This is a genomic window from Nocardia sp. NPDC050412 (assembly GCF_044458825.1).
Lineage (GTDB): Bacteria > Actinomycetota > Actinomycetes > Mycobacteriales > Mycobacteriaceae > Nocardia.
The window spans coordinates 492,895-507,029 of record NZ_JBITIJ010000007.1 but is presented as its reverse complement, the minus strand read 5'-3'; the positions used below and the strand labels follow the sequence as shown (position 1 = coordinate 507,029).

Annotated in this window: 12 protein-coding genes; 4 read left to right on the top strand and 8 right to left on the bottom strand. The window is 65.3% G+C overall.

The features are described 5' to 3' along the window. Window positions 1-87: 87 nt before the first annotated feature. Window positions 88-3,306 carry a fused isobutyryl-CoA mutase/GTPase IcmF gene (gene icmF, locus ACIBI6_RS22530; protein ID WP_396957572.1) on the top strand — a complete coding sequence of 1,073 codons (3,219 nt, stop codon included), beginning with the start codon at window positions 88-90 and terminating at the stop codon, window positions 3,304-3,306. Between the two features lie 14 nt (window positions 3,307-3,320). On the opposite strand, the gene ACIBI6_RS22525 is transcribed toward icmF, so the two are convergent. Then, the gene (locus tag ACIBI6_RS22525) at window positions 3,321-3,722 is read right to left on the bottom strand and encodes a Dabb family protein (protein WP_364355110.1); all 402 of its coding nucleotides are present in this window, start codon (window positions 3,720-3,722) and stop codon (window positions 3,321-3,323) included. 101 nt (window positions 3,723-3,823) lie between these two features. Between ACIBI6_RS22525 and ACIBI6_RS22520 the strand changes: the two genes are divergently transcribed. Both ACIBI6_RS22520 and ACIBI6_RS22515 read left to right on the top strand, forming a co-directional pair. Then, window positions 3,824-4,453, top strand: a complete 630-nt coding sequence (locus ACIBI6_RS22520) for a TetR/AcrR family transcriptional regulator (RefSeq protein ID WP_396957570.1) — start codon at window positions 3,824-3,826, stop codon at window positions 4,451-4,453. 72 nt (window positions 4,454-4,525) lie between these two features. Continuing rightward, window positions 4,526-5,599 (top strand): amidohydrolase family protein, encoded by a 1,074-nt coding sequence (locus ACIBI6_RS22515; RefSeq protein WP_396957569.1) that lies wholly within the window; start codon window positions 4,526-4,528, stop codon window positions 5,597-5,599. Between the two features lie 122 nt (window positions 5,600-5,721). Here ACIBI6_RS22515 and ACIBI6_RS22510 read toward each other — a convergent pair whose 3' ends face one another. The 5 genes from ACIBI6_RS22510 to ACIBI6_RS22490 are packed head-to-tail and all read right to left on the bottom strand — an operon-like array spanning window position 5,722 to window position 11,813. Beyond that, window positions 5,722-6,483 (bottom strand): helical backbone metal receptor, encoded by a 762-nt coding sequence (locus ACIBI6_RS22510; protein ID WP_396957568.1) that lies wholly within the window; start codon window positions 6,481-6,483, stop codon window positions 5,722-5,724. A 42-nt stretch (window positions 6,484-6,525) separates the two neighbouring features. Then, on the bottom strand, window positions 6,526-7,293 hold the full coding sequence (locus ACIBI6_RS22505; RefSeq protein WP_396957567.1) for an SWIM zinc finger family protein: 768 nt from the start codon (window positions 7,291-7,293) through the stop codon (window positions 6,526-6,528). Further along, window positions 7,290-10,097, bottom strand: coding sequence for a DEAD/DEAH box helicase (locus ACIBI6_RS22500; RefSeq protein WP_396957566.1), 2,808 nt, complete (start codon window positions 10,095-10,097; stop codon window positions 7,290-7,292). The genes ACIBI6_RS22505 and ACIBI6_RS22500 overlap by 4 nt, the downstream gene beginning before the upstream one ends. Window positions 10,098-10,153: 56 nt before the next feature. Beyond that, window positions 10,154-10,561 (bottom strand): DUF3224 domain-containing protein, encoded by a 408-nt coding sequence (locus tag ACIBI6_RS22495; RefSeq protein WP_396957565.1) that lies wholly within the window; start codon window positions 10,559-10,561, stop codon window positions 10,154-10,156. 34 nt (window positions 10,562-10,595) lie between these two features. After that, complete coding sequence (locus ACIBI6_RS22490) at window positions 10,596-11,813, bottom strand: benzoate/H(+) symporter BenE family transporter (protein ID WP_396957564.1); 1,218 nt, start codon at window positions 11,811-11,813, stop codon at window positions 10,596-10,598. Window positions 11,814-12,061: 248 nt separating this feature from the next. Here ACIBI6_RS22490 and ACIBI6_RS22485 point away from each other — a divergent pair, with 248 nt between their 5' ends. Then, complete coding sequence (locus ACIBI6_RS22485; RefSeq protein ID WP_396957563.1) at window positions 12,062-12,880, top strand: sulfurtransferase; 819 nt, start codon at window positions 12,062-12,064, stop codon at window positions 12,878-12,880. A gap of 6 nt (window positions 12,881-12,886) precedes the next feature. Here the strand turns inward: ACIBI6_RS22485 and ACIBI6_RS22480 are convergent, their stop codons facing one another. Together ACIBI6_RS22480 and ACIBI6_RS22475 are read right to left on the bottom strand one after the other, a co-directional pair. After that, window positions 12,887-13,636 carry an HNH endonuclease family protein gene (locus ACIBI6_RS22480; RefSeq protein ID WP_396957562.1) on the bottom strand — a complete coding sequence of 250 codons (750 nt, stop codon included), beginning with the start codon at window positions 13,634-13,636 and terminating at the stop codon, window positions 12,887-12,889. A 40-nt stretch (window positions 13,637-13,676) separates the two neighbouring features. Beyond that, window positions 13,677-14,039, bottom strand: coding sequence for a hypothetical protein (locus ACIBI6_RS22475; protein ID WP_062982690.1), 363 nt, complete (start codon window positions 14,037-14,039; stop codon window positions 13,677-13,679). Window positions 14,040-14,135 lie beyond the last annotated feature (96 nt).

The following is a 14,135-nucleotide window of genomic DNA, read 5'->3' as shown; positions in this document are numbered from 1 at the left end:
CACCTAGCGCTGTGACTGTCGCCACCGTAGGATTAGTTTGACGTCCTAGTATCGGGCGCCAAAATAGGATCTCCCTCGGAGGACCCCGTGGCCGACAGCACCGCGCTCCACACGCCCACCCATCCCGTCCGATTCGTGACTTCGGCCGCGCTATTCGACGGGCACGATGCGGCGATCAACATCATGCGGCGGATCCTGCAGGCGCAGGGCGCCGAGGTCATTCACCTCGGGCACAATCGCGCGGTCAGCGAGGTCGTGGACGCGGTGCTCACCGAGGATGCCCAGGGCGTCGCGGTGAGTTCGTATCAGGGTGGACATGTCGAGTACTTCGAATATCTCGCCGACGCGCTGAAGAAGGCCGGTGCCGACCATGTTCGGATCTTCGGCGGTGGCGGCGGGGTGATCGTCGACGAGGAGATCGCGCGGCTGGCCGAATCCGGGGTGACCATCTTCTCCCCCGAGGACGGTCAGCGGCTGGGCCTGCCCGGCATGATCAATCAGCTGATCCGCACCTGCGATTTCGATCTCGCCGCCGAGCCGCCGGTGCTGGACGCGGTACTCGCCGGTGAGCGGGCCGCGCTCGCCCGCGCGATCACCTGCCTGCAGCAGGACACGCTCTCGGAGTCCGATCGGCAGACCTTGGCGTCGGCCGCCGCCGCGCGCACGGTGCCGGTGCTCGGCATCACCGGCACCGGCGGTTCCGGAAAGTCCTCGCTCACCGATGAATTGGTGCGGCGCCTGCGTTCGGATCAGCAGGACAAGTTACGCGTCGCGATTCTCGCGGTGGATCCAACCCGACGACGCGGGGGTGGTGCGCTGCTCGGCGACCGTATCCGGATGAACGCCCTCGACAGCGATCACACCTTCTTCCGCTCCCTTGCCACCCGCGGCGGCCACGAACTGCCGCAGAATATCGACGCCATCGTGGCCGCCTGCAAGGCAGCGGGATACGACCTGGTGATTCTGGAAACCCCGGGCATCGGCCAGGGGGATGCCGCGATCACCGACCACGTCGACGTGTCGATGTATGTGATGACACCGGAATTCGGCGCCGCCTCCCAGCTGGAGAAGATCGATATGCTGGATTTCGCGGATGTGGTGGCCATCAATAAGTTCGAGCGCCGCGGCGCCGAGGATGCGCTGCGTGATGTCTCGCGCCAGTTGATTCGCAATCGCGAGGAGTTCAGCAAGACTCCCGAGGAGATGCCGGTATTCGGAACCAGCGCAGCCACTTTCAACGATGATGGCGTGACCGCGCTCTACCAGCACCTCACCGCGTTGCTCGCCGAGCGCGGTCTGCAAATGCAGCCCGGCGTACTTCCGAAGGTGAATACCCGGTCCTCCACCAGGTTCGCGCAGATCATTTCGCCCGCCCGGGTGCGCTACCTCGCTGAGATCGCCGATACCGTCCGCGACTACCACGCCGATACCGCCACGCAAATCGTTGCGGCACAACGCCTGCAGCGGCTCGAGCAGGTGGCGGCCGAGCTGCCCGACGACATCGCGGTGGCCGAGCTCGCCGAAAAAGCGCGTGACGCGCTGCATGCCGACAATGCCGAACTGCTCGCGGGTTGGCCCGCACTGGCCGAATCCTATCGAGGCGATGAGCAAGTGGTGCGGGTTCGTGATCGCGAGATCCACACCCCGCTGCGCCGGGAAACACTGTCCGGCAATTCCATTCCGCGCGTAGCACTGCCGCGCTTCACCGATCACGGTGAGTTGCTTCGGTTCCTGCGCTCGGAGAATCTGCCCGGACGGTTCCCGTTCACCGCGGGCGTCTTTCCGTTCAAGCGCGATAACGAGGATCCGGCGCGAATGTTCGCCGGTGAGGGCGATCCGTTTCGGACCAACCGGCGCTTCAAGGTGCTCAGCGAACATGCCGAGGCGACAAGGCTTTCCACGGCCTTCGATTCGGTGACGCTCTACGGTCACGATCCCGCCGAACGCCCGGATATCTACGGCAAGGTCGGCACCTCCGGCGTCTCGATCGCCTCACTCGACGATATGAAGGCGCTCTACGACGGTTTCGACCTGACCGCGCCGACCACCTCGGTATCAATGACCATCAACGGCCCGGCCCCCACCATCCTGGCCTACTTCCTCAATACCGCCATCGACCAAGCGTTGGAACGTTTCTCGGCCGCCGAGGGCCGCGAACCCACCGCCGAGGAGACCGCGGATATCAAGGCGCGCACCCTGGCGACGGTGCGTGGCACCGTGCAGGCCGACATCCTCAAGGAGGATCAGGGCCAGAACACCTGTATCTTCTCCACCGAGTTCAGCCTGCGCATGATGGCCGATATCCAGGAATGGTTCGTGCGCAACGGTGTTCGCAACTTCTACTCGGTCTCCATTTCCGGCTATCACATTGCCGAGGCCGGTGCGAATCCGATCAGTCAGCTGGCCTTCACCCTCGCCAACGGATTCACCTATGTCGAGGCATATCTCGCACGCGGCATGCAGATCGACGACTTCGCGCCGAATCTGTCGTTCTTCTTCTCCAACGGCATGGATCCGGAATATTCGGTGATCGGCCGGGTGGCACGGCGTATCTGGGCCATCGCGATGCGAGATCGCTACGGCGCCAATGAGCGTTCACAGAAGTTGAAGTACCACGTGCAGACCTCGGGCCGGTCGCTGCACGCACAGGAGATGAGCTTCAACGACATTCGGACCACCCTGCAGGCACTCATCGCGATCTACGACAACTGCAATAGCCTGCACACCAACGCCTATGACGAGGCGGTGACCACACCCACCGAGGAATCGGTGCGCCGCGCACTGGCCATTCAGCTCATCATCAACCGCGAGTGGGGAGTCGCGATGAATGAAAACCCGCTCCAGGGCAGCTTTCTCATCGATGAGCTCACCGATCTCGTCGAGGAGGCCGTGCTCGCCGAATTCGATCGCATCAGCGAGCGCGGCGGAGTCCTCGGAGCCATGGAGACCGGCTATCAGCGGGGCAAGATCCAAGACGAATCCATGCGCTACGAGCACCGCAAACACGATGGTTCGCTGCCGATCATCGGTGTCAATACCTTCCGCAATCCACACGGCGAACCGCACCGGGTCATCGAATTGGCTCGCGGCACCGAAGCGGAGAAGCAGTCACAGCTGCAGCGCGTGCGTCAATTCCAGCACGACCACCGCGATGCCGCACATGCCGCCCTCGCCCGCCTGGACGCTGTTGCCCGCACCGACGACAACATCTTCGAGGCCCTGATGGACGCCGCCCGGGTCTGCACCCTGCAACAGATCACCGACACCTTCTTCACCGTCGGCGGACAGTACCGCCGCAACGTGTGAAATAGGTTGGGCCGTCAGAAGATTCGCACCTCCGGAATCGCATCCATCTGACGTGCCCACTCCGGGTACTTCGCCAGCTTGGCGTTGTGCAGCGCCATGATTTTGTCGCGCAGCTCGGGGTCCGGCTCATCCGATACGTCGGGTCCGATGGCGATCCTCTGGAAGTGCGGGATGATCTGCGGGTCACCGGCCAGATGGACCGGATCGTGCATATACCGCTCCAGCGCGTCCAGATCCTCGATGCCGACGCAATAGGCGTGCGTCAGACCTTCGCTCGCGTCGCCGAGATTCTGACCGACGGTTGCGAAGGACACCGATTCGACCGATGCGGTGCGCTTCATCAGCGCGAGTACCTCGACCTTCTGCGCCTCGGTGGTCTCTTCGCGGAAGCCGAAGCGCAACAGATGAACGATCATGGGTTACCTCCTCGTTTTGAACCAACGAGTTCAATCTAGACAACTGACTGGTAGGAACACAAGAGTGAACCCCTGAGTTCATTTGACGCTAATATGCAGGGGTGACGGGTACTACAACGGCGCGGGGGCGCATCGATAAGCGGCAGGCGATCCTGGACGTCGCATTCACCGTCTTCGCGCGACGCGGCTACGACAAGGCGTGCGTGCAGGAGATCGCGGACGAGGCGGGTGTCGCCAAGCCGACGGTCTACAACCATCTCAATGACAAGCAGAGCCTGTTCCGACACGCCGTGCTGGCCGCCGCCGACGCCGTTGCCACCGAAACCCTCGCGATCGTCGACAGCCTGCGCGAGCCGGGCGAGGATCTGTCGGCCGCCCTCACCGCGACGGCACGCGCATTGCTCGCCGAATGCTCCAGCGAGCGCGCCCGTTCGCTACGCGCGCTGACCTACGCGCAGCTCGCCGCCTTTCCGGACCTGGCCGACACCGTGCTGGAGCGCACCTCGCAGCGCATTGCCGAGGCGCTGGCCGATCGACTCACGCGACTCGCTCTTTCGGGTCGGCTGCAGACCAAAGACCCGGCGCAGGCGGCCGAACAACTACTCGCGCTGCTCACCGCGCCACTGGAGGCGCGGTCCCGGCTCGGCACCCGCGAGGTGAGCGAGGCCGAGCAGCGCGATATCGCCGATGCGGCGGTGCGGACGTTCCTGTCCGCTTACGGTTCCCGCTGATCCCGAACGCGCCCGACTACGCGCGTGTGACAATCGCGAGGTCAGGGTCTTCAGCTTATTGGGACGGCGGACATGGATCTCTCGGATATCCGCGTTATTGATAGCCATATTCATCAATGGGACCCGTTCCGCACGCCGCGCGAATTCAGCCGGACGGCGAAGTTGCTCCGGATGCTGCCCATTCCGATCGATTGGGCCAAGCAGGTGGCGCCGCGCCGGGATCGGGAGTTCGTCGGAGATCCGACCGCCTATGCGAATCCGTATCTGCCCGCGAATTACCGCGCGGATGCCGACGGCGTGCCCGTCGAATCGATCGTGCATATCGAGGTCGGGTGGACCGGAAAAGGGACGCTGGCCAGGGCTGATGAGACGAAGTGGGTAGCCGGGCTGCCATTCGGCGGCGACAATCCTGCCCTCGGCGCAATCGTCGGTAGCGCCGACCCGGCGGCACCGGATTTCGCGCTGCTGCTCGATGCCCATATGGCCGCATCGACATTGCTGCGCGGCATTCGCGCGCACGTCGCACACCATCCGGATTCGAATGTCCGGCCCTATGCCGAGCACGAGGGCGCGCTCGCCACCAAAGAATTCCTCGACGGCTTCGCGGCACTGGCCGAGCGTGGGCTGTCTTTCGAGGCCTGGGTGTATTCACACGCGCTCCCCGATGTGACGGCGCTTGCCGAACGCTATCCTGAAGTCCCGATAGTGCTCGACCATCTCGCCACACCCGCAGGGATTTTCGGTCCGGTCGGCAAACGCACCGGAACGAATCCGAGTCTGCGCCGGGAACTATTCATCCGATGGCGCGACGATCTCACCGCTCTCGCCGAAAAGCCCAATGTGGTTGCGAAGGTCAGCGGCTTGATGATGCCAATCCTCGGCCACCGGGTACCACCGCGTGGAATGCCGACACCCGTTCCGGTGCTGTTGGACCGGATCAGCCCGCTCATCACCCACGCCTACGATGTCTTCGGCGCGGACCGGCTGCTGTGGGGCTCCAATTTCCCAGTGGATAAACCGATTACGACTATCGCCGACAGCGCCGAGGTAATCGCCGCCGCGATCACCCACCACGGCGGCGGCCACGACGAGCTCGAAAAGATCTTCCGAACCAACGCCCAGCGGACCTACCGAATCGAATCCTGATGCGATGCGGATCGAGCGGACGGCAAACGATCGAATAGATATCAAAGCACGCAGAGGCGCTCGACGGCGTCGAGGCCGGGCATTTCGACCTCCCTGACTACCGGATTCGCTGCATAGCGAGATCAGGCGATGAATGAATCCGCGATTTGGCGGGTCAGGACAGCGCGGGCGGTGGCCAGCGATGGACCGTACCAGGTGAGGCTGCGGCCTTCGACCAAGGCGACAGCCAGGCCCGGAAAGGCTTCGGGTCCATCGGATCTGGTGAATACGTATGGCTCGTCGGGAAGCAGGACCAGTTCGACATCGCGGGTCAGCTCGTCCTCGGAGACGCGCGGATAGCGCTCCGCGCGCTCGGCGTGCACGAGTCGCAGGCCGAGGTGCGCTGCCAGGTCGCCGGTGAAGGTGTTGTGGCCGACCACCATCCAGGGATTGCGCCAGATGGGGATGACCGTGTTGCGCGGCGGCCCGGGCTGGGGCGCGGCCCAGGAAGTTTCGGCCTCGATGAGCCAGTCCGGCACCGACCCGTCCAGTGCTTCGGTGAAAAGTCGACGCAGCGAGGCGAAACTCGCGTCCAGCGTTTCGATTCTGGTGACCCACACCGGGATGCCCGCATCCCGCAGTCGCTCCACATCGATGCGGCGATTCTCTTCCTGATTGCAGAGCACCAGATCCGGTGCGAGCTCGATGATTCGGCGCACATTCGGATTCTTGGTGCCCCGAACCCGCTCGACGTCCAGGTCAGCGGGATGCGTACACCAATCCGTCGCCGCGACAAGGACTTCGGGGCGACTGACCGCGATGGCCTCGGTCAGCGACGGAACCAGCGACACCACTCGGCGCACCGGACGGTCAATGCGTACGACCGCACCCAGATCGTCGATCATGACAGCACCCGACGGCACAGGACACGCGGCTGTTCGGACATGTCAGCGATCCAAGGCTTCGTAGAGTGCGCGGAGATCGCGCAGACCGGCCGCGGCCGTCGGTTCGTCCTCGGCGATCATGCGCAGTGCCCGACGTAGCAGGGTCGGATCCAGATCATCGATGGCGGGGCGGAATTCGAGCTTCGGCAGGTCGGGCAGTTGGGCACGGTCGCCGTATACGTCATCGGAAACCGTTGGCGTCGTGTCACGTTCGATGCCGACGATGAGGGTGTCCAGGTCGAGGCCGCGCAGGGTGAGGATTTCGCGAGGACGCTCATCCAGACGTTCGGCGAGCAGATAGCAGACCGCGGCCACATGTTTGCACGGCCAGCCGGGATCCGGGCAGGTGCAGGAGAAGTCGAGGTCAGCGGCCGTTGTCGGAAGCAGATGCTCGCCGAGGCTCGTCGGCAGCGCGCCGGAGGCGATTTCGGCCAGCACACCCGGCGTGGTCCGGATGGTCTCGATGAGCAGTTCCAGTTCCTCGTCGCGCAGCTGCCGGATGGCGAAAACCGAGGTGAACGGGCGCGGCTGACTGCCTTGCACTTCCGCGGTGACCGCACCGGGTTCGATCCGATAGCTCACGACCTGTCCGGCCCTGGCGTAGGTGCGGCCGCGGGCGAGCCGACCGGGTTCGGCCATCTGCTCGACCGCCTCGATCAGCGCCTTGCCCCACCAGGTGCGTCCGAATCCGCCACGGCGGCTGCGTGCTTCGACGCCGCCACGCACCGGTCGGCGCTTGCCGTACTTGCTGTAGTCCTCGAAGGGACTCAATCGCCCACCGCCTCCGCGCCGAGGGCGAAAAGCCGATGCAGTTCGTCCGTGCTCAATTCGGTGATCCAGTTCTCGCCCGCACCGATGGCCAGATCGGCGAGTTGACGCTTACCGCTGATCATTTCGTCGATCTTCTCCTCGATGGTGTCGACGCAGATCAGTTTGCGTACCTGCACATTGCGCTGCTGACCGATTCGGAAGGCGCGGTCGGTGGCCTGGTTCTCGACCGCCGGATTCCACCAACGATCCAGGTGCACAACATGGTTGGCCGCCGTGAGGTTCAAGCCGGTGCCACCGGCCTTGAGCGACAACAACATCAGCGGCGGTCCAGCCGGTTCCTGGAAACGCTCGACCATGGTGTCGCGCTGCTTCTTCGGCACGCCACCATGCAGAAACGGGATCGCCGTACCGAAGCGCTCGGTCAGATAGGGCGCGATGAGATCGCCGAATTCGCGGAACTGGGTGAACAGCAAGGCCTTCTCGTCATCTGCCAGCACCGCATCGAGAACGTCTTCCACCAGGGCGAGCTTGCCGGAGCGGTGGCTGCCGCGGTGCAGCACGCCGGAGGCGTCGCCGAGGAAATGCGCGGGGTGGTTGCAGACCTGTTTGAGCCGGGTCAGCGCACCGAGTACCGCGCCCTTGCGCGCCATACCCTTCGCATCCTTCAGCTTGGCCATCATGTCGTCGACGACCGCCTGATACAGCGCCGCCTGCTCGACGGTCAGGTTGGCGCGCACCGTCATCTCGAGCTTCTCCGGAAGATCGCTGATGACGGCGGGATCGGTTTTCACCCGGCGCAGCACGAACGGCTGGGTGACGGTGCGCAGTCGACTGATGGCATTCTCGTCTCGATCGCGTTCGATCGGCACGGCGAACCGGGCACGGAAGGTTTGTGCGCTGCCGAGCACTTTCGGCATCGTGAAGTCCAGAATCGAGCGTAATTCTTCAAGACGATTCTCCACGGGAGTTCCGGTGAGTGCCAACCGATGTCGGGCAGGCAGCGCCCGCGCCGCCTTCGCCTGCCTGGTTCCCGCGTTCTTGATGTGCTGCGCCTCGTCGAGCACCACCCGATGCCACTGCTGCCGCGCCAATTCGGCTGCATCCCTTGCCAAAAGCGAATAGGTGGTGATCACCAGATCCGCGTCCGCGATGGCTTCGTCCAGTTCCGTGCCCGACTTGCGGCCGACACCGTGATGCACCAAAATCCGCAGATCAGGGGCGAATCGCTGCGCCTCACGCTGCCAGTTGCCGACGACCGACATCGGGCTCACAAGCAGCGTCGGTCCAGTGCCGTCGGTGCCCTCTCGCTCGTGCACGAGCAGGGCCAAGACCTGCACGGTCTTACCCAGACCCATGTCATCGGCCAGTATTCCGCCGATACCGTAGCGGCTCATGGTCGCCAGCCAGGCCAAGCCACGCTCCTGATAGGGCCGCAACTGCGCCTTCAAACCGACCGGCGCGGTGACCGGTACCGGTTCGCGGGTCTGGTCCAAAAGGTCTGCGGCCCAACCGGTTGCGCTGACCTCGGTGATCGGAACCTTCTCGACATGGCCGGTGACGAGTTCACCGACCAGATCGGCGAAGGTGATTTCGGTGTCGTCGAGATGGGCGGCGACATAGCGCGCGGCGGCGGCCAACATCTTGTGGTCGGCCTGCACCCATTCGCCGCGCAGCTGCACCAGATCCGATTTCGAGCGGACCAGCCGTTCCATCTCGGCCTTGGTGAGCACGGCATCGCCGAGCGCGAGTTCCCAACGGTAGGAGACGAGTCCGCGCATGCCCACCGTGCTCTCGGCGGCGGGGACGGCGCTTTCCACGCGTAGCCGCATGGTCGGGGCGCTGATATTCCATGCACGCGGCAGCAACAACCGCACACCTGTCGCCTGCAGCGCATGCGCGCCGTGTTCGACCAGATCCGCGACCACCTCGGTCGGCAACAGCAGGTCCATCGACTGCGGATCGCTCGGTAGGTCGCGCAGCCGCGGATAGGCCCGCGCCGCCTCTCCCAGCTTCTCGATCGCCGTGCGGACCAGCACCGGATCACCCAGCAGCGGAACCGGATTCGGCGCTTCACCATCGGTGCGCAGACAGACCTGCAGTCGCCACAGCGCCACCACCTCATCGGCATCGGTATCGGCCTCGCCGAGCGCGATATCGCCCTCGGGCTCCAGCAGCCGCAGCACCAACTCGGGCTCATCCCCGGTCAGACTCGCCCGCCAGCGTTCCAGCACCTCGGCCAGCTGATGGCTGCCGCCATCCAGGGCGACGTCATCGATGAGTGCGGCCACCAGCGGATGCGTCGACGGCGGCGGATCCAGCAGTTCCCGGACGATCGGATCGGCGAGTTCGGCGACCATATCCTCGAGCAGCATCGCCGGCTTCCCCGCGACGCGCAATGCGGGCGGCATCGCCACCGCCAACTCCGCCAGCCAGGCGCGCTGGCGCTCGCCGCCGACCAACCGCCAGCGCACCCACCACTGTCCGTCGTCGCGGCGCAGCTCGGCGGCCACCCGCCCGGCCCGCACCCATCGCTCGACACCGTGCGCCACATGCGCGAGAAACCGCAGATCCCCCGAAACCGCATCGGCCGGCAGCCGCTGTCGCAGCGCGACCGCGGCCGCCGCGGGCACCATGGCATGCGCCTTGACCTGCTCGGTCGCTCCCTGCGACCCGCTGATCAGCACCTGCGCCCGGTGCCGGAACTTCGACGCCGCCAGCACCGCACCCAACGGTTCGGGTAGCGCGACCGCGGCCTCCTGCCAGAGCAGCAAGCCCGATCCCGGCGACCACAGACCGTGCAGCATCACCCCATCCAATCAGGCGGGTCCGACAGGCCCTGCGGCCATCCTCGTCCCGCTGCTCAGTCGAGTTCGTAATCGAACCAGATGTGGTGCACACCGTCGGTGTCGACGGTGAGACCACCGGTGCCGGTGATACCTGCCAGCGCACCGGTGCCGCTGGTCGGCACAATGGCGAAGAACTCGGCCGTGCGGTCGGTGCCGAGTGTGGTCGCCGAATGCGCGAAGTTGAAGCTACCCGTGCGACCGTTCAGCGCACCATCGAAGGACTCCATCGCCACGTACGTGCCCGCACCCGTCGCCTGGTCGAAGGCGGCGGTGAACAGGGTCGCGGACCGACCGGTGATCTCGCCCGCGAACTCCTTCTCGATCCGTGCGAGGCCGACCGGCAACGCGGTGGTGATGGCCGGATCCGGCACGACATCGGTCGGGGTGAAGGAGGCGACGGAGAACGTGCCGATTGCTTTCATGCGGCGCAGCGTAACGACGAGTACCGACAACTTCTCACGCGTCTTGGCGGTGTGCGAGGACCTTGCGGACGACAAGACCCACGACCAGTGCCCAGAAGGCCGCACCGATGCCGAGGAACCCGACACCGGATGCGGCGATCAGGAAGGTGACGATGCCCGCCTCGCGGTGCTGTTCGGATTTCAAAGCGCCGGCGAGGGCGGCCGCGAGAGTCGCCAGCAGGGCAAGGCCCGCAACGGTTTCCAGCGTGCCCTTGGGCGCGGTCGCGATCAGCGTGACCAGCGCCGCCGAGCCCAAGGCCAGAACTAGATAGGAGGCACCCGTGGTGAAGGCCGCGATCCAGCGGCGCTTCGGATCCGGATGCGCGGCGGGGGCGGCCGAGAGCGCGGCACTGATCGCGGCCAGATTGATGGCATGCCCACCTGCCGGTGCGCCCAGCACGGTACCGATACCGGTGACGGACATCGAAGCACGCCAAGGGATTTGGTAATCGAAGGACTTCATCACGGCCGTGCCCGGAATGTTCTGCGATGCCATGGTGACGATGTAGAGCGGAATGGCGATTCCGATCATGGCCTGCCAACTCCAATGCGGCACTGTCAGTTCGAGCGACGGTCGCATCGCCGCGAAGTCGAGTTGCTTGTGCTGCACGGCGATACTGATCCCCGCCCCGACCGCCGCGGTCACGAAGGCCGCGATCACCGCCCAGCGTTTGGCGAATCGCTGCAGCACCAGCCACACCACGATCACCGGCACGACCACCGCCGGACTGGCCTGCACGGCCTTCACCGGCGCCAGACACAGCGGCAGCAGCACACCGGCGAGCATGGCCTGCGCGATCTCCACCGGAATCGTGGCAACGAGATTGCCGAGCCGCCGCCACAGTCCGGTAATCACGATCAGCCCACCGGTAATCGCGAACGCCCCGACTGCCGCCGCCCAGCCACCGACGACCGCACCGGTGCTGGCGAGCAGTGCCGCACCGGGTGTCGACCAGGCCAGTGTGATCGGCAATCGATACCGATAACTCAGCAGCATCATCCCGATGGCCTGGGTGAGGCACAGCGCGAGCAGTCCCGACGCCGCCTGTGCCGAGGTGGCCCCGACTGCCGTCAAACCGCTCAGCACCACCGCGAATGAGCTGGTGAAGCCGACCAGCGCGGTGACAACCCCGGCCCCGACCGGCTGCGCGAGCCGCGCCTGAGGGGGAACCGGTGTCGGGATATCGGCGAGCGACGAGGAAAGCCTGGACATTTCTGGAATCTTCCCCGGTCATCAGTCCAGTTGTCACAGCCAGTCGCTGGAAACTGGACTGAATTGCGCGGAATCCGGCTAGGGTGAAACGCCGAACCCGCGTCCACTTCGAACGCGGACGCGCCATAAGTACACGGGTAACCGGGTACGCCCAAAATTGATGTGGCACATGACGTAGGACCTATACCCAGGCATAGTGGCTCTTACCAGTGCGGCCTGGATATTCGGAGAGGCGGAACAGAGCTTTGTTGAGCGCGGTACTGATCTCGGCGGAGGAACTTCGGGAAGTATTGGCGGACAAGCCAGTTCGTTTACTGGATGTGCGGTGGGCACTCGGTGATCCGGACGGCCCGCAGCACTACCTGGACGGACATATTCCGGGCGCGGTCTTCGTGGATCTGGAAACCGAACTGGCCGCACCACCATCCCCCGCGCGCGGGCGGCACCCACTGCCCGATCCCGCACAGCTCGAAAAATGCGCGCGCAGCTGGGGTCTGCGGACCGGCGAACCGGTGGTCGTCTATGACGCGACGGGCGGGATGGCGGCGGCACGGGCCTGGTGGCTGCTGCGCTGGGCCGGGATCGCGGACGTGCGGATTCTCGACGGCGGCTTGCCCGCATGGACCAGTTCGGGCGGTGCGATCGCCTGCGGGGCGGAGGCCGATCCCGAATTCGGCGATGTCGAACTGAATCCCGGTCAGCTGCCGGTGATCGATGCCGATGCAGTGGCGAAATGGTCCGGCGTCCTGCTCGACGCACGCGCGGGTGAGCGCTACCGCGGCGAGGTGGAGCCGGTCGATCCGCAGGCGGGCCACATTCCGGGCGCGATCAGCGCACCGACCGCGGAGAACCTCGACGCCGACGGCCGGTTCCGCAGTGTGGACGCTTTGCGAGACCGTTTCGCCGCATTCGCGTCCGGGCCGGTCGCGGTTTATTGCGGATCGGGTGTGACCGCGGCTCACCAGGTCGCCGCACTCGCCGCCGCGGGCATCGAAGCGGCCCTGTATCCCGGCTCGTGGTCGCAATGGTCGAACGACCCGAAACGCCCGGTCGCCACCGGGGCATAGGCGACGCTACGGGCAGGAACGGGCGATGTCGTTCAGCACGGCATTGTCAGCGGCGGTCACCGGTAGGTCGTACCGGACCGCGACTGTCAGGTATTTGCCCGCATAGGAGCAATGGTTCGTGCGCGCGGGCGGCAGCCATTCGGACGGTGTGCTGTCGCCTTTGGCCTGGTTGGCGCTCGTTTCGGTGGCCAGCAGATTCACATCGATATCGTTGGCGAACCGCACCCGCCGCTCGGCCGGCCAAGACGCCGCACCCATATCCCAGGCCGCGGCCAACGGATAGACATGGTCGATCTGGATATCGCCCGCATCGGCCTTGCTGAAGGTGATCCGTCCGCCGGTGTACGGGTCGTCGAGCGTACCCGCGGTGACCACGCAGTTGTGGGTGCCCGGCCGGAAGCTCACCTCGGTCAGCTGTGCGCTCAGCACATTGTTGCGGGTATCGCAGCCGTCGTGCCCGCCGGGGCCGTCGTAGTTGTCGGACCACAATGGTCCGAATACGCACCGCTGCCCCTCCTTACAACCGCGCTCATAGCCGCCGGGATGACCCCGCGCCGCAACGACCCGCACCGAGGCGAGCAAACGTTCGAGCTGAACCCGAGTAGGGCTGAGCTCCCCCACCCCGCCGGGTGCGACCGGTTCACCGCCCACCTCGGCGCACCCGGGCAGCGCGAACAGCGCCGCCGCGATCAGAGCAGGCAGCCATAGTCGGATGTCGGCACGCACGGTGCCAGATGTACCCGTATGCACCGACATTCGTAGAACCCAGCCGGAGCGCCTCAGAGCCGATCAGGACTCAGAGCCAGGCGCGAGCCAGCAGATCATCATTGGCGACTTCACTGGCCCGGGGTGGGAACCTGGTGGCCACGATGGACTCGGTGTGCGCGCCGTCGTGTCCGATCAGCCACGACCCACCGCGCTCCTCGCACTCGGCGATTTTCGCGAAGGTGGTGAGCAGGAACGTGACGGCGTCACGTGGGTCCAGGGTTCGGGCCAGGCGCTGTGATTCACCTGGACGCGACAGGTCCAGCCAGACGCCGGACTGCCCGTCCAGTCGCATGCCGACGATCTTGTCGGCATTGACAAACGTGAATTTGCGCCGTTCCCACGGCGTGGTCGGCGTGAAGCTCTGCTCGAGTACCTGGAGCAGAATCGTCATGCTTTGCCCTCCGCTTCCGTTGACGCCCAACTACGGTGCTCATGCGATGACCAGCGGATATACCAGTATGTTCCGAAAATGGCGCCAAGGGGTAGT